Origin of the sequence: Hymenobacter gelipurpurascens, from assembly GCF_900187375.1 — a bacterium.
Lineage (GTDB): Bacteria > Bacteroidota > Bacteroidia > Cytophagales > Hymenobacteraceae > Hymenobacter > Hymenobacter gelipurpurascens.
This window is the reverse complement of record NZ_FYEW01000002.1, coordinates 988,194-1,007,737: the sequence shown is the minus strand read 5'-3', so window position 1 is coordinate 1,007,737 and position 19,544 is coordinate 988,194. Positions and strand designations below refer to the sequence as shown.

18 protein-coding genes are annotated in these 19,544 nt (G+C 58.0%); 7 read left to right on the top strand and 11 right to left on the bottom strand.

Annotated elements, in window-relative coordinates:
- Positions 1–294 precede the first annotated feature (294 nt).
- Positions 295–1,701 carry a dihydrolipoyl dehydrogenase gene (gene lpdA, locus CFT68_RS16055; RefSeq protein ID WP_088844544.1) on the top strand — a complete coding sequence of 469 codons (1,407 nt, stop codon included), beginning with the start codon at positions 295–297 and terminating at the stop codon, positions 1,699–1,701.
- A 65-nt stretch (positions 1,702–1,766) separates the two neighbouring features.
- On the opposite strand, the gene CFT68_RS16050 is transcribed toward lpdA, so the two are convergent.
- Positions 1,767–2,240 carry a TlpA family protein disulfide reductase gene (locus tag CFT68_RS16050; protein WP_170934830.1) on the bottom strand — a complete coding sequence of 158 codons (474 nt, stop codon included), beginning with the start codon at positions 2,238–2,240 and terminating at the stop codon, positions 1,767–1,769.
- A gap of 220 nt (positions 2,241–2,460) precedes the next feature.
- A complete protein-coding gene (locus CFT68_RS16045; protein ID WP_088844542.1) occupies positions 2,461–4,137 on the bottom strand; it encodes a vWA domain-containing protein in 1,677 nt (558 codons plus the stop codon).
- Between the two features lie 304 nt (positions 4,138–4,441).
- Between CFT68_RS16045 and CFT68_RS16040 the strand changes: the two genes are divergently transcribed.
- The 3 genes from CFT68_RS16040 (at position 4,442) to CFT68_RS16030 (ending at position 5,691) form a co-directional block, all read left to right on the top strand.
- A complete protein-coding gene (locus CFT68_RS16040) occupies positions 4,442–4,828 on the top strand; it encodes a hypothetical protein (protein WP_088844541.1) in 387 nt (128 codons plus the stop codon).
- A gap of 90 nt (positions 4,829–4,918) precedes the next feature.
- Complete coding sequence (locus CFT68_RS16035; RefSeq protein ID WP_088844540.1) at positions 4,919–5,179, top strand: hypothetical protein; 261 nt, start codon at positions 4,919–4,921, stop codon at positions 5,177–5,179.
- Positions 5,180–5,256: 77 nt separating this feature from the next.
- On the top strand, positions 5,257–5,691 hold the full coding sequence (locus tag CFT68_RS16030; RefSeq protein WP_088844539.1) for a hypothetical protein: 435 nt from the start codon (positions 5,257–5,259) through the stop codon (positions 5,689–5,691).
- Positions 5,692–5,752: 61 nt separating this feature from the next.
- Here CFT68_RS16030 and CFT68_RS16025 read toward each other — a convergent pair whose 3' ends face one another.
- The gene (locus CFT68_RS16025; protein WP_141106589.1) at positions 5,753–6,610 is read right to left on the bottom strand and encodes a hypothetical protein; all 858 of its coding nucleotides are present in this window, start codon (positions 6,608–6,610) and stop codon (positions 5,753–5,755) included.
- 249 nt (positions 6,611–6,859) lie between these two features.
- On the opposite strand from CFT68_RS16025, the gene CFT68_RS16020 reads away from it, so the two are divergent.
- On the top strand, positions 6,860–7,507 hold the full coding sequence (locus tag CFT68_RS16020) for a porin family protein (protein WP_088844537.1): 648 nt from the start codon (positions 6,860–6,862) through the stop codon (positions 7,505–7,507).
- 91 nt (positions 7,508–7,598) lie between these two features.
- Here CFT68_RS16020 and CFT68_RS16015 read toward each other — a convergent pair whose 3' ends face one another.
- Positions 7,599–8,303 (bottom strand): LytR/AlgR family response regulator transcription factor, encoded by a 705-nt coding sequence (locus tag CFT68_RS16015; RefSeq protein ID WP_088844536.1) that lies wholly within the window; start codon positions 8,301–8,303, stop codon positions 7,599–7,601.
- 141 nt (positions 8,304–8,444) lie between these two features.
- Complete coding sequence (locus CFT68_RS16010; protein ID WP_088844535.1) at positions 8,445–9,539, bottom strand: sensor histidine kinase; 1,095 nt, start codon at positions 9,537–9,539, stop codon at positions 8,445–8,447.
- A 224-nt stretch (positions 9,540–9,763) separates the two neighbouring features.
- Here CFT68_RS16010 and CFT68_RS16005 point away from each other — a divergent pair, with 224 nt between their 5' ends.
- Positions 9,764–11,110, top strand: a complete 1,347-nt coding sequence (locus tag CFT68_RS16005; RefSeq protein WP_088844534.1) for an erythromycin esterase family protein — start codon at positions 9,764–9,766, stop codon at positions 11,108–11,110.
- Between the two features lie 143 nt (positions 11,111–11,253).
- Here CFT68_RS16005 and CFT68_RS16000 read toward each other — a convergent pair whose 3' ends face one another.
- The gene (locus CFT68_RS16000) at positions 11,254–11,712 is read right to left on the bottom strand and encodes a cold-shock protein (protein WP_088844533.1); all 459 of its coding nucleotides are present in this window, start codon (positions 11,710–11,712) and stop codon (positions 11,254–11,256) included.
- Positions 11,713–12,112: 400 nt separating this feature from the next.
- On the opposite strand from CFT68_RS16000, the gene CFT68_RS15995 reads away from it, so the two are divergent.
- Positions 12,113–13,243 (top strand): putative sensor domain DACNV-containing protein, encoded by a 1,131-nt coding sequence (locus tag CFT68_RS15995; protein ID WP_088845105.1) that lies wholly within the window; start codon positions 12,113–12,115, stop codon positions 13,241–13,243.
- Between the two features lie 104 nt (positions 13,244–13,347).
- On the opposite strand, the gene CFT68_RS15990 is transcribed toward CFT68_RS15995, so the two are convergent.
- From CFT68_RS15990 to CFT68_RS15970, 5 genes are all read right to left on the bottom strand, one after another.
- On the bottom strand, positions 13,348–15,621 hold the full coding sequence (locus CFT68_RS15990; protein ID WP_170934829.1) for a T9SS type A sorting domain-containing protein: 2,274 nt from the start codon (positions 15,619–15,621) through the stop codon (positions 13,348–13,350).
- A gap of 626 nt (positions 15,622–16,247) precedes the next feature.
- Positions 16,248–16,868, bottom strand: a complete 621-nt coding sequence (locus tag CFT68_RS15985) for a pseudouridine synthase (protein WP_088844531.1) — start codon at positions 16,866–16,868, stop codon at positions 16,248–16,250.
- A gap of 124 nt (positions 16,869–16,992) precedes the next feature.
- Positions 16,993–17,514: a DinB family protein gene (locus CFT68_RS15980; protein ID WP_088844530.1), complete on the bottom strand. Its 522-nt coding sequence runs from the start codon at positions 17,512–17,514 to the stop codon at positions 16,993–16,995.
- Between the two features lie 58 nt (positions 17,515–17,572).
- Positions 17,573–18,547, bottom strand: a complete 975-nt coding sequence (locus tag CFT68_RS15975) for a helix-turn-helix transcriptional regulator (RefSeq protein ID WP_088844529.1) — start codon at positions 18,545–18,547, stop codon at positions 17,573–17,575.
- A 41-nt stretch (positions 18,548–18,588) separates the two neighbouring features.
- Entirely contained in the window at positions 18,589–19,395 is an 807-nt protein-coding gene (locus CFT68_RS15970; RefSeq protein WP_141106588.1) for a hypothetical protein, read from the bottom strand.
- Between the last annotated feature and the right edge of the window lie 149 nt (positions 19,396–19,544).

Below are 19,544 nucleotides of genomic sequence, written 5' to 3'. Positions count from 1 at the left end.
AAACGACTGGCCTAGCGCCTCGTGCGGACGTGGTAGGATCCTTTGCAAGCTCAGGATGACGTGCGGGTGTAGAAGTCGCCATGGCAACCTCAGCACGCGAGATGTCTCGATAAGCTCTATAAATCGTTCTAGGCCAGTCAACCACCCCTAACCCCTCCTCAGCTGAGGAGGGGAACTCGTTTTCTAGCTCTAATAGCAGCCGAACCCGGTCAGTATTTCACAAATTCACCGCTTCACAACTTCGCCGTCCGTACCTTCGTGCCCGTTGATTTCCACCGAATTCACTCGCTGAATATGAACCAATACGACGTTACCGTCATCGGCTCCGGGCCAGGCGGTTATGTGGCGGCTATCCGCTGCGCCCAGCTAGGCCTCAAAACTGCCCTGATTGAGAAGTACGACACCCTGGGCGGCACCTGCCTCAACGTGGGCTGCATCCCCAGCAAAGCGCTCCTCGATAGCACGGAGCATTTCCACAATGCCGGCCACACCTTCAAGGAGCATGGCATTGAGCTGAGCGACCTGCAGATCAATATGAACCAGCTCATCGACCGTAAAAACGGGGTGGTGAAGGCCAATACCGACGGCATTCAGTTCCTGATGAAGAAGAACAAAATCGACGTCATCAAAGGCGTGGGTTCGTTCGTGGATAAGAATCACATCAAAATTCAGCCCACCGCAGGCGGCGAAGAGCAGCAGATCGAGACGAAAAACGTCATCATTGCGACTGGCTCTAAGCCCACCGTGCTGCCCTTCATCAAGCAGGACAAGCAGCGCATTATCACCAGCACCGAGGCCCTGAACATTCGGGAGGTGCCTAAGCACATGATCGTGATTGGCGGCGGCGTAATCGGGCTGGAAATGGCTTCTGTGTACGCCCGCCTCGGCGCGAAAGTATCGGTGGTGGAGTTCATGGACTCCCTCATTCCAACCATGGACCGCGCCCTCGGCAAAGAGCTGAAGCGCATCCTGGGCAAAATCGGCATCGAGTTCTTCCTGAGCCACAAAGTAACCGGCGCTACCCGTGAGGGCGACGCCGTGACGGTAACCGCTACCAACCCGAAAGGCGAGGAAGTGAAGTTTGAAGGCGACTACTGTCTGGTGGCCGTGGGCCGCGTGCCCTACACCGCAGGCCTGAACCTAGAAGCTGCCGGCGTAGAAATGGAAGAGCGCGGCCGCATTAAGGTCGATGAGCACCTGCAAACCAACGTGCCTGGCATCTACGCCATCGGCGACGTGGTGCGCGGGGCTATGCTGGCCCACAAGGCTGAGGAAGAAGGCGTGTTCGTGGCCGAAACCATTGTAGGCCAGAAGCCGCACATCAACTACCTGCTCATCCCCGGCGTGGTGTACACCTGGCCGGAAGTGGCCGGCGTCGGCTACACCGAAGAGCAGCTGAAGGAGCAGGGCAAGGCCTACAAAACCGGCAACTTCCCCTTCCGCGCCTCGGGCCGCGCCCGCGCCTCTATGGACCTCGACGGCTTCGTGAAAGTCCTGGCCGACAAGGAAACCGACGAAATCCTGGGTGTGCACATGATCGGCCCCCGCATCGCCGACCTCATTGCCGAAGCCGTAACGGCCATGGAGTTCCGCGCCTCCGCCGAGGACGTAGCCCGCATGAGCCACGCCCACCCCACCTACGCTGAGGCCATGAAGGAAGCCTGCCTAGCCGCCACCGAGAACCGCGCGATTCACATGTAATTTCGCGCCGACAACACATACAAAAGAGGCTGCAGCTCCTAGAAGCTGCAGCCTCTTTTGTGTTTCTATTTGCTGTAAGGTTTGTTATCTATGCAAGCTTGAATTATAGGTGAGTACGTTTCTATGATCAGACTCGCACTTGTGGGATTACCTGAGCTTATTTTAACAACTCTTCCCTGAGTATTCACAAAAATGACACAAGGAGTTCCATTCTGAGTTAATTCTATATGTTTATCACTGGTTATTTTATCGTCATAAACTTGAGGGAAATTCAGAGGGTGTGCTTGCAAATGGCGTCTTACTGTTGAAGAGTCATTAAAAGGAAAACCAATAAAATTGACACTCTGATTATATTTCCGGCAAAGCGCATTCATGGCCGCAAATGAAGCTAAATCAGACTTTTTAAAGACAGCGGGAGCATCATCAAGCGTTGCTAACCAGAAGAATAGAACCACCGCCTTATTCTGCATCGGTGCTGTGATAATACTATCGCCAGTATACGTTTGTACCTTAAAGTTAGGGCCGATAGAGCCCTTCATAAACTCACGAATTTGCTCCTGAAAGTGAAGCTTTGCATTCGCACCTTCAATGCTAGTGGTATCAATTCCTTTGGGAAAGTGGCCTAGCTTGTTCGTGCAGATGGCTAGATTTTCTTCAAAAGTGTTTTCTCTCTGAGTTGAACAGGAACATAGAGTACAAAGGAATATGAGGAGTAAAAGTCTAAATCTCATAGTATAAGGTTGGGTTGATAAAGCAGTCCTACGTCTTCTGCACCAGCATAAACCCATCCTTCGTCACTTGGTACTGTTGGCCCTGGATGGTGATGGTTTCGCCTTCCAGTAGTTTGCTCAGGTCCTCAATGTCGCCCTCGATGGTGTGAAGGGAGAAGCCGTGCTTGCGGGCCAAGGCGAGGTAGCGCGGGTTGATGTAGTCGCGCACCCCGCACAGGATGATGCGGACGTGGGCTGTGGTGTTTTTGAGGAGCTTGGCGTCGCGGGGGAAGGTGTAGTTGTCGGCAAGCAGGATGAGGTCCGTGGGGGTGGAGTTGGGGCCGGTGAGCTGCTGGGCGTAGAGCAGGGCTTCAGCGTCGTTTTCGGGCGCGTCGCCGCCCCCGCCGGCCTTCATCGTTTCGATGAGCTTGTTTTTGATGGCCTCGTAGCTGTCGGTGCGCACCTGGAAGAGGCCGCCGGTTTTGCCTACGCGCTTGTCTTTGTCGGGCTGGTCGTTGCCGTCGTTAAAGAACACGAAGGTTTTCTCGTCTTCGAGGGCGCTGAGCTGCAGCCAGGCCAGCAGGTCGTAGGTGTAGGGGAACATGCTGCCGGTGACGTCGGTCACTACCACTTCCTTGCTCCACTCGGGGTGGCGCTGCATCACGCGGGTTACCACGTTGGCATCGGGCGGCAGAGGCAGCTCTACGGCGGCGGTATCGGAAGCGGCCAGTAGCTCGCCGGATTTCGTGATGCGCGCTTCGCAGTAGTCGTTTTTGTGCTGCTTGTTCTTGTGTTTCAGGAACACCCGGTACAGCCGGGCCGCCGAGTCGGGGAGGGTGAAGTTGGTGAAGCCCATGTCGGCTTCACCCAGCAGCTGCAAGGGCCCGATGGGCAACCGAATAGCGCCTTTAGCACTGAAGGGAAACACCTTCCCCGCCACCAGGAAACCAGAGTGGAACGCCACGCTTTTCCGGATGGCTTCTTCCAGCTCAGCGATGCATAGTGGCCTAGCGGAGGGCAGCACCTTCACCGTCTGAATGGTGCCATCGGCGGCTACTGCCAGCTCAAACTTCACCACCTGGGCGTCGCGCTGGGGGCAGTGGTAGAGTCGGCGCAGGCTGCGGGCCATCTGGCGGTTGCTGAAGCGGCTGGCGGGCAGGTTGCAGGCCACCTTTTTGCCGAGGGCTTTCTTGGCGGCTTTAGGGCGCTTCTTTTCCAGGATTCGCAGCTTGCGCGTGAGGCTGTCGAGGTCGGCGCGGCTGGTGGCGGCGGTGGCGTGTCGGGCCACGTACACCACAAACCCATGGAAAAACGGCTGGCACTCGGTGGGGCTGTTGCAGCCGGTTTGCTCCACCAGCGTCCAGGTCACAGACTCATCTTGCAGCAGCCCCGGTAGGCCACTCGCCAGGTTGCGGATGCGGCTGAGGTTTAGCTGACGCTGATTAAAGGTAGGGTTCAGGCGGAAGGCCGTGTACACCAAATCAACCCGCACAATGTGGCGCTCCTGCAGGTGCAGGGCCTTAAGGTCGGCGCCCGAGAAGGTGGAGGGCAGCTGCAGCGCCTCCAGGTCGGGGAGGGGCTGGTAGCGGGCGGTGCGGTAGGCGTTGAGCTGGTCGTAGAAGGTGTTTAGCTCCGCGTCAGATGGTGTGGTTTGGGCGTTGGTGACGCTGGTGGTGAGCAGGAAAATAAATCCACAGAGAAAAGCCCGGAAGGAAATAGAAAACATTAGATAGAATAACGGAGGCACAAGGGAGTGCAAAATAGAGGTTTGCCGGGAGGTGGCCTAGCGTGGGCCGGGGGTAGGGTGCCCGGCGCAGAACATTGGTGCCGGTTTAGTGGCCTAGACGGAGAAGGTGGAACAAGAATCGGCGGCTATTCAGCGTTTGCGAAGCTCGGCAGTGTGTCCATTTACATAGAGTTGTAGAAACCTTGAAGGGCGCCGCTGCGAATACGGTACATACTGCGGAGCCGCCCGGAACGAGCCGACGTGCCACTACAAATTGTCCTGCTGCTTATTAGCCTGCATTCCTATGTCTAAGCACAAGAAGAAGCACTCGAAGAAGGCCAAAGCTGTTGTGCCGGACGACATTTTCGCGGCGGCGGCCCAATCGGTGAAGCGGTTCCGGAAGGTGACCAACGAAATTGCGAAACTCAGCCTGGGGCAGAAGCTGGTAGGCAGCCTGGTGCTGGTGGCCGCGGGCCTGATCTACCTGGATCAGCGTAAGCCCGACGACGACCGACCACGCCCCGCTTCCCGGTTCAACTGGCCTAGGCTGCCCGAAGCCCCGGAAACCGCTGGCGTGCAGGAGGCGGAAGTGGAGCCAGCCCGCGCGCCGGCCGCCCTGAAAAGCCCCAAACCTCGCAAACACCACAGCTCCGCTCCCCGCAAGCCGCTAAATGACGCCGACAACGGGTAGCCCGTAGCTGCGTAGCCCATGCCGCCGTTGCCACGGGCTGCTAGGCCACTTGGGGCGCCCACTACTTTCTCTCATCCTTCACTACATGTCATGAAAAAGACCAAAAACAAAAAGAAGTCGGGCAAGAAGAGCTTGTTCGGCGGGGCCGCCAAGTCGCTCAAGAAGCTGGGCAAAGGCAGCGGCCTAGGCCGCCTGAGCACCACCCAGAAAGTACTGGGCGGGGCGGCGCTGGTAGCCGTGGGGCTTAGCTACTTCGGGAAGCGCCGCATCAGCACGCCGGCCACACCACCGACCTCCGACGCTACGGCCGCCGAACAGAGCCTGGCCTCCATGGAAGGCGCGGATCTGTAGCGGGTTTTCATCAGGCAATTCTAAAAGAAGACCCGGTGTCGGCAGAGGGCCGCATCGGGTCTTTTGCTTCGGAACAGATGAAGCGACTGATAGCAGGTATAGCAGTGAGCATGCTGTTGCTCTGGCCCCTACTGGCCTACGCCAATGACCGGGAGGTGAAATACACGCTGCTGCTCACTGGTGGCATTGGGGGCATACTGGTAGGGGCGGGCCTGTATGCCTTGCTGATGTTTCTGGCGGCCGCTTTCCTGCGTCACCAGGCGCTGCTGGTGGGGGCCATGGTGGGGTGCGTGGCCATTTTTGTCTTCAGCGAGTACACCTCCGTGCAAACGCTTCGGGTGGCGCTAGGCCTACGGGAAAGCCCAGCGGCTACTCCTGTGGCCTTTACCATCTGGTGGCAACTGGGGGTGGTGGTGCTGATGGTGTTTGGTGGGGCTGTGTTGTGGTATTCGCTGCGCCTGTGGCAGAAGCGTCAGCGTAGAGCCATCGGCAAAGACCGGAAACGAGCTTGATGAAAGCGGAGGCGCGCTCTGGCCTAGGCCTGTTTGCCCGGCCTCGCGCTATACCAGGGCGCTAGAGCTTGCGCTTAAGGGTGAACTGCTTGGCCGAGTAGGGCTGCATGGCCGTGAGCTCCTGCTCAATTTTTAGCTGCCAGCCCGGCAGCTTGTTGTGGTCGGCGTATACTTCGCTGTCGTACTTATCCTGCAAGAGCTGGCACTCCACCATCAGCTGGCGGTAGAGCCCCTCTTGTTGGCGCTCCAGCTCCTGGGTGTTGGTAAGCTGCTCCTGCAGCAGCTTGGCAAAGCGGCGGGCGTAGATCTCCGTAATATCAAAATGAAGCTGTTCGTGCGCCAGCGTGCGGGCGTTATTGGGGGAGGGCTTGAAGTACGACTGTTGGCAGTCGAAGTACGTGTCGATGGTGAACTGCACAGTGCCCTGCAGCAGGTTGTTGGCCGCACGGTAGCGCAGGCTACTGCTGGTAGCGGCCTGAAAAGGACGCTCCTCGATGCTGCCCTTAAAGTCAGCCTGCCGGAGGCGGCGGGCTGGGTGCCACAGTACCTCCTTCTCGTAGGGCGTGATATCGGCCACGCGTAGGGCTTTGGCCCGAATGCGGTGGCAGCTGCTCCCATACAGGCTGGGCGCCCGATGCTCATAAATCCGGAGTACGTTGGCTCCCATCTGGCGGGCTTGCGTAGTAGCTAGCTCCAGCACAGTTTCGTAGTCGCAAATCAGGGATAAGCCCACGTTGTCCTTGATATGAATATCGCCGAGTTCTTGCGCCGTATCGGTAAACTCTTCTGTTTCCTTCACCACCAAAAAGCCCTCGTACGCCTTCAGCGGCTGCATAACCTGGGTAGTATGCACTACGGCCTTGGGAGCACAGGCGGTTAGCGCCAGACAAAGCCAAACAACGGGTAAATAATATTTCATATAGAAATAGACAACAAAACTGGCCAGGCGGCCAAACGCCTGTGCCGCAGATACGGCGGCAAAGCTCCTGAAAACGGCGCGCAAACCCTAACGCCGAGCTACTTCCCAACGGCATCCGGCAGCTTTTTCTGCTGGCCTACAACAGCCTACCCGACAAGTACTACTGCGGAGGGCGTTGGTGTATGCAACCGTGGAGGCCAGCCGGAGCTCTCTGTTACAGGAAAAGCCAAATTCTTAAGCCGCTACACTATGAAATACCTTGTACTACTTTCAGCCGGGATGTTGCTGGCTGGTAGCGCGCACGCGCAGTTGGGCCTGAAAGCAGGGCTCAACACCTCACTGCTTTCTACCTCCTCCAGCAACCAGGAGCGCAACGCCAGCGCCGATGGGCGGCTGGGCTACCAAGTGGGCGTGTATTATGTACACAAGCTGACGGAGCACCTCTCGGTGGTACCGGAAGTGGCCTACAGCCGCCAGAATATGCAGCTAAAGCTCGACGACCACAGCATAGCCGATGGCGGCTACGGTGCCGATTATCGTCTGAACCGCTCCTATGTAAATGTGCCCATCATGCTGCGCGCCACCTTCGGGAAGTTGTATCTGGAAGCAGGGCCCCAGGCCGGCATGCTGCTAAGTGCCCACGAAAAAGGCACCGTATATGGCAGCACCATTGTAGGAGGCTACCAACAGGATATTGACCGCGCCGCCTCCGATAGGTACCGCCGAATTGATGTGAGCCTGACCGGTGGGCTGGGCCTGCAGCTGCCCGCCGGCTTCGGGATAGGCCTACGCGCTTCTACGGGTCTGGTGGCCTTCAACCGGGAAGACCAGCCCTACCGCGGCGACCTGAAAAACCAGGTGCTGCAGGCTTCGCTCAGCTATCAGCTTAAGCCCTAGAACAGAGTGGCCTAGCGCCGGTTTGAAGCTGCTAAAAAAGGCTGAAGCTCCAATAGGGGCTTCAGCCTTTTTTAGTGCCATACCAATAGCCCTACTTCCTGAAAAATGTCTGCACCTCAGGCTTATAGGAGTTGCCGATAGGAATGAAGGTGTTATCCGTCAGGACCACGTTTTCGGGTTGGAGCAGCTTGATGTGAGCCGTGCCCACAATGAAAGAGCGGTGCACACGCAGGTAGCTGGGGCCCAGGGTTTCCACCATCTCCTTCATCGTCTGGTGCAGTAGGTAGGTTTTGGTGGCCGTAATGAGCTTCACGTAATCCTTGCAGCCCTCCACGTACACAATATCCCGGTGTGGCACTTTCAGCAGCCCTTGCCGCTCTTTCACCAGCAGGTACCGTTCCTCTGCGGCATCGGCGGCCGGAATAGGTTGCACGGCCGGCAAGCGCGAAATGGCCTTCATGAACCGCTCGTAGCTGAAGGGCTTGAGCAGATAGTCCAGTACGTCCAGCTCGTAGCCCTCGTAGGCATACTCGCGATAGGCCGTTGTCAATACGGTTTTGGGCGGGTTCTGCAGGCTTTTCAGAAAGTGTAGGCCACTCACCAGCGGCATCTCAATATCCAGAAAGAGCAAATCTACGGGGTGCTGCTGTAGGTGCTCGTGCGCCTCAATAGCGTTGCGACACTTGCCCGTGAGTATCAGCCCCGGCGTCTGGCCAATGAACTGCGTGAGCACTTGGTGGGCCAGCGGCTCATCGTCCACAATCAGGCAGCGAACGGGGGCAGGAGTAGTAGTCATAAGGTAGGATGGCAATGTAGTGGATAAGCTGGTTCTACTGCCTGACCCCACCCCCGGCCCCTCCCCTCCGGGAGAGGGGTGCGTTCTGGAACGTCTATCGTCTGGCACCCCTCTCCCGGAGGGGAGGGGCCGGGGGTGGGGTTACACCTGCAGTGTCAGCTCGGCGCGGTAGCGGCCGTTGTGCTCAGAGAGTTGCAGATTGTGGGCGTTGGGGTAATACAGATTCAGGCGCTGCCGGATGTTCTGGAGGCCGATGCCGCCGCTCCGGCGGGGACTGGCCGCCGGGGCTTCGGGCAGCATGTCGTTTTCGATGAGGAAGTGCAGGTGGCCGGGCGAGGCCGTGAGGGTTGCTTCTACGCTGGCGGCATCCGAGAAATGGTGGCGGCCATGCTTAAAGCTGTTTTCTACCAGCGGCAGCAGCAGCAGGGGCGGCACCTGTAGGCCAGTGGCGTTGCCCTCAGTGCGGAACCGGATGCTGGCGCCGGCATATTTGCGCTGTTCCATCTCGAAGTAATTTTCCAGAAACGTAACCTCCTCGGGCAGACTGATGTACTCCTTGCCGCTGTCGTAAAGCACGTAGCGCATCAGCTCTGAGAGTAGTAGAATAAAACGCGGCGTTTCCGGCGAGCCCGCCAGGCTTAGGCCGTAGATGCTGTTGAGCGTGTTGAACAGAAAGTGGGGTTGCAGCTGGCTCTTGAGCTGCTCCAGCTGCAGGGCCAGGTGGTCTTTCTCCAGGTGGCGGCGGCGGTACTCTTGCTCGAAGGCGGAGCGTACGAAGGCCACGCAGCTAAAGGCCAGCAAATCAGTCAGCAACAGGCCTAGCTGCGGATTAGCCATGCTGAAGAACTGTCCGGCCCCATGTAGCGCATACTGCTGGTAAAAGGCCGTGAGCGAAGGAGGCGCGGCCAGTGGGCTAAACAGCAGAGCCGCTAGGCCAGTGTTCAGCTTGATACCCCACCACAAATACACCAACGAAACGCCCACCAGCACGGCATAGCGCCGCTGGCGCAGCAACACAGGCAGCAGCCAGCGGTAGTACGGCACCACATACAGCGTGGCCACCAGCGCAAACAGGAAAAGCTGCGGATACGGGAATACATCCAGTACCGGCCGGGGCAGCTTGGGTGCCAGCTCCAGGTAATACGCATACTTATACAGGCCTACATACAAGCCCCAGATCAGAAACTCGAAGAAGAGAGGGAAACGGCTAGGCCGGTCGGTGGCAGTGGTGGGCATGCGGCGAAGGTGGTGGTTTTTTCGCCTGTGGGCCACTAGGGTTCCTCCGTTTTTCGACCAAGCGGGGTGTTTTTTCGACCAAAAAATGGCTGGTCAGCATTGGTCGGAAATGGGCCTGTACTGGTCGAAGAAAGCCGGTAGGAGCGGCCTGGGGGCTGTTGCTTTGCATCGTTCCCCATCGGCAAACGAGGGGCAATCCAGACATCCTTCTTTCTCCCATACCCATGAAAACTTCGCTTCGCTCCCTGCTCGCTTCGGCCCTGCTCTCTACCGCTTCCGTGGCGGCCCTAGGCCAGTCGGCGGCTACACCCACTGCACCCGTTGCCGCTGCTACCGATACGGCCCGCATCTCCCTCAATCCTAGCCTCATCAACGCCGTGAGTGTGCAGAGCTTCGAAGAGTTCCGGGCCACGGTTCAGCCCCTGGTGAAACAGATGGCTGGCAAGAAAGTAGTGGCTATGGGCGAAGGCACCCACGGTACCGCCGAGTTCTATAAGCTGCGCTTCTGGCTGACGCGCATCCTGATGGAGGAATATGGCTTTTCGCAGGTGGCTCTCGAGAATGACTACACCGACACCTATCTGCTCAACGAGGGCCTGCGCCAGCCCAAGGCCGCCGTGGAATCCCTCATGAAGGCCCACCTGTACAGCATTTGGCAAAACCAGGAAACCGCCGAGCTGCTCACCTGGATGCAAACCCACAACCGCACGCACCGCCGCCAGGTGCAGGTACGCGGCATCGATTTCGGCTACGTACTGCCCGAAGCCCGGGAGCTAAGTGCGCTGGCCGCCCGCTACCCTAAGAGTGGCCTACAGGAGCTAACCGCTACGCTTACCAAGCATGCGGCCTTGCAAGACTCTATCTGGGATAACCTGAACAAGAAAGACTTCAAATTTCCACGGAAGCGCTGGCTTGCCGGTGGCCTGGAGGGCTACTACACCGCCGAGAAAATCCAGCAGACCTTAACCACTGCCCGCCTGCCCCGCAAGCAGCGGGAACTGGCCGAAGGCTTTGCGCTTGATGCGAAGGTGGCCTTCGATGTGTTCTACCAATTCACGGTGAAAAAGCGCAACAGCTCCCGCGACAGCCTGATGGCTGAAATGACCAACTTCATGGTGCGGGGCAAAAACGAGAAGGTGATTGTGTGGGCTCACGATGCTCACGTTTCTCGCAAGATTGCCATGGCCGATGATCCTGGCAACGGCGGTGGCACGGGTGCCTTTCTGGAGCGCATGTTGCCCGGGCAGTACTTTGTGCTGGGCACCAGCACCGCTACCGGCACCTTCGCCGCTACCACCGATAAACGCATCACCCGCACCAGCCCCATGGCCAGCTACCCCCTTGAGTCGCCGCTGGTGGGCTCCTGGGAGGCTTTTTTGAGCGAGGTAAGCGCGCCCGTGTTCTACCTCAGCACCAAGCAGCTAAGCACGCAAAACCTGAAGCGTCCCCTGCGTTTCGTGGGCTATATGCCTTCCAGCGGCAAAGACGATTACTCCAACTTCAAGCTCACGGAAGCCTTCGATGCCCTACTGTTTGTGCGCCAGACTACGGCCGCCACGCCCCTGCGGTGAGCACAGTGGCCTAGGCCATTGGCAATAAGCTGCAATAATCGAAGTGTGTACTATTTTTTTTGGCCTATAGCTAGTGACCCATAAACGGAAAAAGGCTGGAGCTCCGGGAGCTTCAGCCTCTTCTGGTTGTGAGGGAATGGTACTTACGCTTGGAGCTTCACGCCGAAAGCGCTAGGACCTTTAGGACCCATTTCTACCTCGAACGTCACTTTGTCGTTCTCCTTGATAGTAATGCCGCTCAAGCCGTTCGCGTGCACGAAAATGCTCTGCTGCGTCTCGGAGTCCTTGATGAAACCGTAGCCTTTGGAGTCGTTGAAGAACGTAACCGTGCCTTTGCGGATCGGGTCTTCCTGCTCCATATCCTCCTGCTTCATCGCGCCGATGCGGATGTCCTCGGTTTTGATTTCCTTCTTTTTCTTGGGATCCGGAGGAGTAGAGGAAATGTTGCCGTTCTCGTCTACGTAGGCCAGCATTTCTTCCAGAGCCTGGCCCTTTTTGGCGTTGGCCTGGCGCTCTTCTTTCTTCTCCTCCTTGTCCATGCGCTTTTTCAAGCGCTTCTTTTCGTTTTCCTTTTTGCCGAAGGTGGCTTGCGATTTACCCATGCGTGTTAGTGGTCGTTTGTATGCGCTTTGCTAAGCGTAGTCAGTGAGAAAGGCTCGTTCTGTGTTCTAATAGGACAAAATATAACTATGGTAGGTTCAATAATCAAATTTCTTAATATAAAGAAATCCGCTTACTCCCAGTTTGCGGGTAATAAGTAGAGGAGGCCAGCGGCTAAGCTGGAGGCGGTAAGGCCAGCGGAGGGCGAAAAAGCCAGGCTGAGGCGCGGGCTAAAGTGCCGGGCGCGGCTGGGGGTGGGGCCGGATGCGAGGTGTAACTAATACTGCAAATCTACCGCTTATTCTCGCAAGTAGTAGAGCCCTGCCGCAGAATGCTGCTGGAAGCTGCGGAATAGACCTTCTGGAGTAGGTTTCGCCCCGAAAAGCCCCGAACTTGGCCAGCATGCTTTCAGAACCCTCGTACCTGGCCGCCCGCGTGGTAGCCCCTATGATTGAAACGCATTTTGCCCGGCACCGGGCGGCCGCTCAGCCCAGTGAGGTGGCCCGGCTGGCCCCACCGCCGCAGGGGCAATGGGTAGAAACCATCATTGATGTGGCGTTCTGGGCCAGTCTGCGCCGGGAAGAAGGCTACTCGCCCAAAATCTCGCTGGCCCTGCTGCCGCCAGACCAAGCCACGCAGCCCGTAGTATTTGCCCATCCGCGCCGCCTGATTCCTTATAACCTGCTCAAACTGGCGCCGGCCGTAGCGCAGCCGGGCATTCATCTGGGCGTGTGGTTTGATGACGATGGGCTGTACGTGTGGGGCACCGCCATCGGTATTCCACCGCTGTGCTTTGTGCTGGAAGTAATAGAGCCGGGCCTGCTGGTAGTGAAGCACCGCCGCACCGATGGCTTCGGCAAATTTGTGAACGTGGCCATCCTGCGCGGCGACCAGTTGCAGCTCGTAGATGCCGACAACGCCGCCGTGGCCGATTGCCCGGCCCTGGATGCGTTTCTGCCCGGTGGGTTTGGGGAGGAGGCCGATGAGCATGATACAGTGCTTCTGGAACTGGCCTCGGCCATGCGGGCTCATGGCCGCGGGGGCCTAGTGCTGGTGGTTCCGGCTCAGTCAGAAGAATGGAAAGCCTCCATTGTGCAGCCCATGACTTACCCTATTACTCCTGCCTATCGGGGCATTGTGGAGGCACAGGAGCAAGACCAGTCGGAGCGGAAGTGGCAGGACCGGCTGCTGCGCAACATTGGCATCGTGGGCGGCTTCACGGCTGTTGATGGGGCCACGGTCATCACGCGGGAATACCACCTGCTGGCATTTGGGGCCAAGGTATCGCGCGCGGACGGCAGCGCCCCCGTAGATAAAATGGTTCTGACGGAGCCCGTGGTGGGGAGCAGCATGCAGCATCTGCACCCGGCCCAGAACGGCGGCACGCGCCACCTCGCCGCCGCTCAGTTCGTGCACGACCAGCGCAATGCCCTGGCCCTGGTGGCCTCCCAGGATGGCTACTTCACCGTTTTCGCCTGGTCGGCCTCGCTCCAGATGGTGCATGCCCACCGCATTGATGTGCTGCTACTGTAGCTAGCGGCTGGAAGAAAACCCGATAACTACGGTATGAGCACGCGCCGAAAAGCCTCCCCCAAAATATGGGGGAGGCTTTCGTAAGCCAGAGCTACCGGAAGGCCTTATTTAGCGAGGCTTATGCGGTTCGTCTGGGTTTTGCCATGGCTCGTGACGCGGTAGTAGTAGGTGCCCGTAGGCAGCGCGCCGCCTTTCATCACCACCGACCGTTGCTCCCCGGCTTTCACCTCTCCATCGAAGAGTACGCCTACCTGCTTGCCCATGGAGTTATACACGTTTACCAGAACGCGCCCGCTCTTGGGTACTGAAAAGTTGATGGTGGCATCGGAGCCAGTAGGGTTGGGGTAGGCCTCCGTCTGAATGACTTTTTCCGGGGCCTCCACTGCCTGCTTCAATTGGGTGCTGGCCTTAAGGCCGGCCACCGGATAATTAGGATCGGGGGTACAGACGGCCGCCGCTGATTTACACTCCGTGTTCTTCGTTCTGGCCACAATGCTGTAGCCCTGTCCGGCATTGAAAGTGAAGGTTGCCTCAGACTGATACGCACCTCCCTGGTTGCTGTACTCCACATTGGGGCCTACTGGGCTCGTGACGGTTACGGTGCCGGTCATGGAGGAACAGCTAGGCTGCACAACCGTCACGGCGGGTTGGCCAGGCTGATCGTTTACGGTTACAGAGGAAGTCGTCGTGTTAGAGCAGGAGTTGGCATCAGAGAAGCTGTACGTGACGGTGTAGGTGCCGAGAGTACTGGCTGCTAGGTTTATGAGACCAGAGCTGCTGATGCTGAGGCCGGACGGGCTGGCGCTGAAAGTGCCAGTGGTAGGGCCACTCGTTATCGAGAGCTGAGTGGTGCCGTTTTTACAGAAGGTGCCTCCTGTAATACCTGCGGTAGGCAGGTCATTCACCGTGATGGTAGCGTTGTCAGTGGAGGTGCACCCCCCAGCACTCGTGAAGGAATAGGTGACGGTATAGGTGCCCGCCGTGAGTCCGGCTGCATTGAAGGTAGAGCCCGAAACATTGGCACCACTCCAGGTTCCCCCACTCGGACTGCCTGTCAGCTGCACCGTGCTTCCTACGCACACGGGCTTATCGTCGGCCGTCACGGTCGGAAGTGGGTTTACGGTTACCACATCAGAGCAGGAACTACCCACAAACCCTGGGGCCGTGATAGTGGCCGTGACGGTGAAGGTTCCGGCAGTGGTGCCTACATCGGAGGCTTTCACCTTCACGGCTGTGGTATTGCCGGGAGTGGTTGGCGCGCCGCTCGCATCCACAAATGTTCCACTTCCTTGAATCGTCCAGGTAATGGTAGCGCCCGAAGCATTTGTGGAAACGCTGTAGTCCAGTATTGAGCCGGCGCAGGTATTGATATTATCAGCTAGGGTGCAACGGGAGGCTACAAAAATAGTGATGGCGCCCGACTGGATCTGGTTGTCCTGATTACCCAGGCTGATGCCGTCCAGCTTATCCAGCTTGAAGTGATAAGGCCCACCGCTGATGAAGGAAGCGCCTTTGCTGTTATCGTAGCGAATTTCGGCCAGCGTTACGGGGCCGCTCTGCCCGCTGAGGGCCAAGTGGCCACCCATCAGCAGCAGCAAGTCGGGAGAAGTGACGGTGGTGCCCCGCTTAAATTCAAATTCTAATTCATACAGCGCATAAGAGTCCTGGTCCTTGTCCGGGTTTGTGTAGCTCATCAGGCGTAAAACCGGAGTGCCTACAAACTCCTCATCGCTATAGAGTTGTACTTTTCGGGCATCGCCAGGGTAAAGCCCGTCATATTTATTGACAATGTACGCGGTGGTTTTGCTGGTACCCACGGCACCCTTGTGCTGAGCAGCTGTAGGAGCTGTAGCCAAGGCTTTGAAGGGCCCGGTTTTGCCATACAGTGCCGCCAGCAAGTCTTTTTCTCCTTGTGTTGATTCGCCACTTACTGTAGGGGTCAGGTCGGGGCGTTCCGTGCCGGTTATGGCGTCATAGTCCACTTTGGTTTGGTCGTAGCTAACCAGAAAGTCGTAGGCATTGATGCCGCTTTTGGTGGCCAGCACCCGGAAATACAGCGTATGCTTATCGGTGCCCGAGGCAGTGCGCGGAATGTCCTTGAGCAGGAGGCGCTGAGGAGTAGAAGTGCCCTCGAAGTATTCGGAATTGTTGGGGTTAAGAATGCCGAAGATCCACTGCTCTTTCGTCGGCTCATTGCCGAACTGGGAGAACAGGGAGCCCCCAAACCCCGTTTTCTGAGCACTGGCCGACAGGCCGGTAAGTAGCAGGCCTACCACCAACGCATAGCGGCAGAGGCCTACAGCTATGTTGTTGATTTGTGTCAGAAACTGAGTGAAGCAGGTGTGGGTGGTAAATGCAGAGTGAGAAGTAGAGCGCATGAGTTTTTCATTCAAGAGGAATGCCCGAAACATCAATTATCCGATTGGCCGCCAAGCAGCACACCAAGGCGGGCCACACACTATTGTAGCCTTGGTCCCGATCACCAGAAAAGTAGTTCTGCGCAAGTAGCTCTGCCCTTGTAGGGCCACGCGGGCACAAGCCAGAAGGTGTTTAGTCTACCCCGTTCTAGAGCAGCTTGCCATCAAAAGGGACAAGCTTCAGCAGCGGGTATGGTACTGGCCTAGCCACCCCAAAAACTCGTGCTGGAGTAGTGCAGGCAAGGGCAATAGGGGGACCGGAGCAGTATGCAGATACTGCTGGAAAACAAGGCCGGCGTGAGGGAAAAAAGGCTGTGGAAGCAACTGCGCAACGCCAATGAAGGCTGCCCGCCGTGGGGAATAGATCAGGTGCTGGGCTCCGGCAATAGGGAGCCTAGAACATCATTTGCCGGAACCACAAGTACATGTACCTAAGGTAAACATATAAAAATATATATTGATAATATTTAAATAAAAAATTATACTTATTCAATAAAAGCTCTTCTGTACGCTTCCTAGGCCCTTTCGCCTTAAAAAGTATAGTGAAAGGCCAGGGTCCAACGCACTGCCAGGCGTTAACAGGAGATTTATATACTAGGTTGAGCCGCCGTAGCCGCTGGGTCAGGACCGGGTAGTGCAAAATCAGCTACCTCCTGCACGTCGCCGGGGCCTAGGCCACCCAGCCAGATAGTGCCCACGCGCACCCGCACCAACCGGAGCGTAGGAAAGCCCGCAGCGGCTGTCATCTTGCGGATCTGGCGAAACTTGCCTTCCGTCACGATAAGAGAAACCCAGCTGGTGGGGCCGTGGCGGTCGTCGCGGATTTTGCGGCCCCGGGGTGGCAGCTCGGGGGCCTGCTCCAGGCGGCGGACGCGGGCGGGGAGCGTCTGGTAGAGCACGCTGCGGTGGGCAATTTCGATGCCTTGCTGGAGTTGGGTTACGGCCTCATCTGTCAGAAGACCGTCTACCTGGGCGTAGTATTCCTTTTCTACATCCTTGCGGCGCACCCGCTCACTCACGCGGCCATCGGTAGTGAGCAGCAGCAGACCTTCGCTATCCTCGTCGAGGCGGCCAATGGCCATGGTGCCTTCCGGGAATTCGTGCAGCTCGCCCAAAAACTTCTTTTTTCGGGCCTCCCGCGCATTTTCGCTCACAAACTGACTGAGGTACCCAAAGGGCTTGTAAAGCAAAAAGTGCTGGTGCGGCATCACAATTAAACAAAAAAGTTGGCCTTGAAAACTTAGGCAACTGCTGTGGGCCAGTAACAGCTAACGGCGCCCAAAGCTACGAAAGCTTCGGGCGCCGTTGGGTGCGGGTGGAGTGGCCTAGGGCCTAGCGTGCTTCAGTTTCATCAGCCGATGGGCCGTAGATGTAGGGCACGGGCACATCAAGCAGGCGCAGGTATACGGAGAGCTGGCCGCGGTGATGGATGGTGTGGCTGATGAGGTGGCGCACAATACCGGCGCGGGACTGACTCATAATAACCTGCTCCCCGAATCGCAACGTCCAGAGTTGCTCGAAGTCTTCGGGGGAGGCTTCCATGAGGGCTTGGCGGGCGGCGGCTCCATTTTCTGCCAGACGTAATACCAGTTCCTCCGTGGTGGTGGGCTTCGCCGGAGCGAGGTCGGTGTAGTTGGCCAGGTTTAGCTCGGTGGTTTCGAAGGTGGTTTTAATGCCGCCCAGCAAGTCGGTGGTGTGGGCCGCGAGGTGGCCTAGCGTCATCGATTTTACGTGAGGCTGCCAATCGAAATGCTCGGCGGGCAGGCGCTCCAGCACACGGCGCGTGAGGGTAAGCTCGTGGTCGAGCTCAGGCAGTAGGGCAAGGGCATGCGGGGTGACAAGGGTGGCTTCCATGGCAAGTGATGAGGTTAGGTGAAGGATGTCCCAAAACTCGCGTAGGCCACTGACAGCCCTATGTCAGCAGGTTTTCCGCAGTGCCAGAAAAATGTTCGTAGGCCTCCCGGGCAATGTCGCGCAGGCGCTGCTGCAGCTCCGGCGGCGACATTACTGTCACGTTGGCCCCAAACAGCATCAGCCACCGCGCTATGCTTTCCAGGTGCATGGGCTGAAGCGTCATTTCCACCAGACCTTCCTCGGTTTCCTGCTCCTGCAGCCAGCCGAAATAATGCTTGTTCTCATGAGCGTAGGCCAGTGCTTCGGGCCGGAATCGGGCTACCACCGTGGTGCCGGGCCGCTGCCGCGCCTGCTCGGCCCAGTACGACTGCAGCGTCTCGGGCCGCGGCTCGAAGTGCTCGTCTCGCAGCTGCAGGCTGGTGATGCGGTCGAGGCGAAAATCCCGGTATTCCTGGCGCAGGCGGCAGTAGGCCACTAAGTGCCAGTATTGCCCATAGTACAGCCCGATGGGCTCTACCTCGCGCTGGGTGGCTGCGCCGTGGTAACCGGCGCGGTAATCAATGGCGGCTACACGATGGGTAGCGATGCTGGAAAGCAGGAGCTGATGCGTATCGCTGGAGGGAGGGGCAGAGGCGCGATGCAGCCAGGGTTTCAGCACCGTTACGCGCGGGCTTAGCTCAGCCAGGTAGTCGCGGTCGGAGTGGCCTAGCACAGCGCGCAGCTTGTCCATGGCGGCCCCGGTAAGGCGTGCCATATGCGGGTTGGTGAGCTGGGCTGCCAGCTTCTCGGCCGTGAGCAGGGCCGTAGCTTCTTCGCGTGTAAACAGCACGGGCGGCAGCCGGTAGCCTTCTACCAGCGAGTAGCCCACGCCTGCCTCCCCGTAAAGCGGCACTCCCGCTTCTTCCAATGTGCGCAGGTCGCGGTACACCGTGCGCAGACTGACGCCAAACCGCTCAGCCAGCTCCTGGCCTTTCACCACCCGACGGGCTTGCAGCTGAATGAGAATAGCCGTGATTCGGTCGAAGCGGTTCATGCCGGCAAAGTAGCAGTTAACTAGCTGAGTGCGGCGGAACCCTACGTCGTTTTAAACAGGTACCAGCCGTTGCCCAGTGGCTTGATGACGATGATATGATCGGGGGTCATGGCAGGCACCTGTTCGGGTTTGGGCTGATAGAACAGGCCTACGGTGTTGCCAGAAACGCCGCCGATGATGAACTCCAGGCAAGTGGCGCAGCCCAAGTACCGCCGGGTTACGCGGCTGATGTAAAGCGGCTGGAGCAGGGCCTGCAGCTCCACAGCGGAGTTGGCCGCTTGCTCCCCGAGGCCGGCCGTATCGGGGGCGGCGGTGAAATACTGCCGGGCTTGGATGAGCTGAGCAGCTCGCTGGAAAGCCGCCTGATTGCGCCGAAAGTGCTGTTGAATATCGGCATCAGAGCCAATCCAGAGCCGGATGTTGCCGAGCATAAAGTCGTGGGGGGCGGCGGGGTGCTTCTGGTTGTACTGGGCTACTTCGGCGGGAGGCATTTCGGTGAGCAGCTTGAGCATAGGCGGGCCAAGCTGGGTCATGGAGAGACTGCGCACGGCTTCCAGTTTCCAGGGAGCTTTGGCGGTAGTGGAATCCCGGCGGAAGTGCAGGTAGATATCGTTGCGGCTTACTGAATCCAGGAGTTCTACGGCCACTACGGCGGTGCGCTGGTCTTGCTGCAGCAGCTGGCAGCGGCGCTCCAAATTGGCCGGAATCTGCTGGCCCAGGCTCTGGTTACGGGCCTGTCCGGCGGCTTCTCCGCTGAGGTAGTTTTTCATATCGGCCCACCCGCTTTTGGCCACAAACTGCTCGGCAATTTGCAAGGGTTTGAGCGGCTGGGCAGCCTGCGTCAGCAAGGGAAGGCACCAAACTACTAGCACAAAAAAATACTTCATCACTCGGCGCAACTTCCCTGTTTTTTCCATGCGAGCACGGCTTTCTACCTTCCAAGGTACACAGAAAGAGTGCGGTATGTAGCAGAATGACAGCGGAGTTTGTGCAATAG

Coding starts and splice junctions, on each gene's coding strand:
- lpdA (WP_088844544.1), top strand. CDS start 295: ATGAACCAATACGACGTTACCGTCATCGGCTCCGGGCCAGGCGGTTAT.
- CFT68_RS16050 (WP_170934830.1), bottom strand. CDS start 2,240: ATGAAGGGCTCTATCGGCCCTAACTTTAAGGTACAAACGTATACTGGC.
- CFT68_RS16045 (WP_088844542.1), bottom strand. CDS start 4,137: ATGTTTTCTATTTCCTTCCGGGCTTTTCTCTGTGGATTTATTTTCCTG.
- CFT68_RS16040 (WP_088844541.1), top strand. CDS start 4,442: ATGTCTAAGCACAAGAAGAAGCACTCGAAGAAGGCCAAAGCTGTTGTG.
- CFT68_RS16035 (WP_088844540.1), top strand. CDS start 4,919: ATGAAAAAGACCAAAAACAAAAAGAAGTCGGGCAAGAAGAGCTTGTTC.
- CFT68_RS16030 (WP_088844539.1), top strand. CDS start 5,257: ATGAAGCGACTGATAGCAGGTATAGCAGTGAGCATGCTGTTGCTCTGG.
- CFT68_RS16025 (WP_141106589.1), bottom strand. CDS start 6,610: ATGAAATATTATTTACCCGTTGTTTGGCTTTGTCTGGCGCTAACCGCC.
- CFT68_RS16020 (WP_088844537.1), top strand. CDS start 6,860: ATGAAATACCTTGTACTACTTTCAGCCGGGATGTTGCTGGCTGGTAGC.
- CFT68_RS16015 (WP_088844536.1), bottom strand. CDS start 8,303: ATGACTACTACTCCTGCCCCCGTTCGCTGCCTGATTGTGGACGATGAG.
- CFT68_RS16010 (WP_088844535.1), bottom strand. CDS start 9,539: ATGCCCACCACTGCCACCGACCGGCCTAGCCGTTTCCCTCTCTTCTTC.
- CFT68_RS16005 (WP_088844534.1), top strand. CDS start 9,764: ATGAAAACTTCGCTTCGCTCCCTGCTCGCTTCGGCCCTGCTCTCTACC.
- CFT68_RS16000 (WP_088844533.1), bottom strand. CDS start 11,712: ATGGGTAAATCGCAAGCCACCTTCGGCAAAAAGGAAAACGAAAAGAAG.
- CFT68_RS15995 (WP_088845105.1), top strand. CDS start 12,113: ATGCTTTCAGAACCCTCGTACCTGGCCGCCCGCGTGGTAGCCCCTATG.
- CFT68_RS15990 (WP_170934829.1), bottom strand. CDS start 15,621: ATGCGCTCTACTTCTCACTCTGCATTTACCACCCACACCTGCTTCACT.
- CFT68_RS15985 (WP_088844531.1), bottom strand. CDS start 16,868: ATGCCGCACCAGCACTTTTTGCTTTACAAGCCCTTTGGGTACCTCAGT.
- CFT68_RS15980 (WP_088844530.1), bottom strand. CDS start 17,514: ATGGAAGCCACCCTTGTCACCCCGCATGCCCTTGCCCTACTGCCTGAG.
- CFT68_RS15975 (WP_088844529.1), bottom strand. CDS start 18,547: ATGAACCGCTTCGACCGAATCACGGCTATTCTCATTCAGCTGCAAGCC.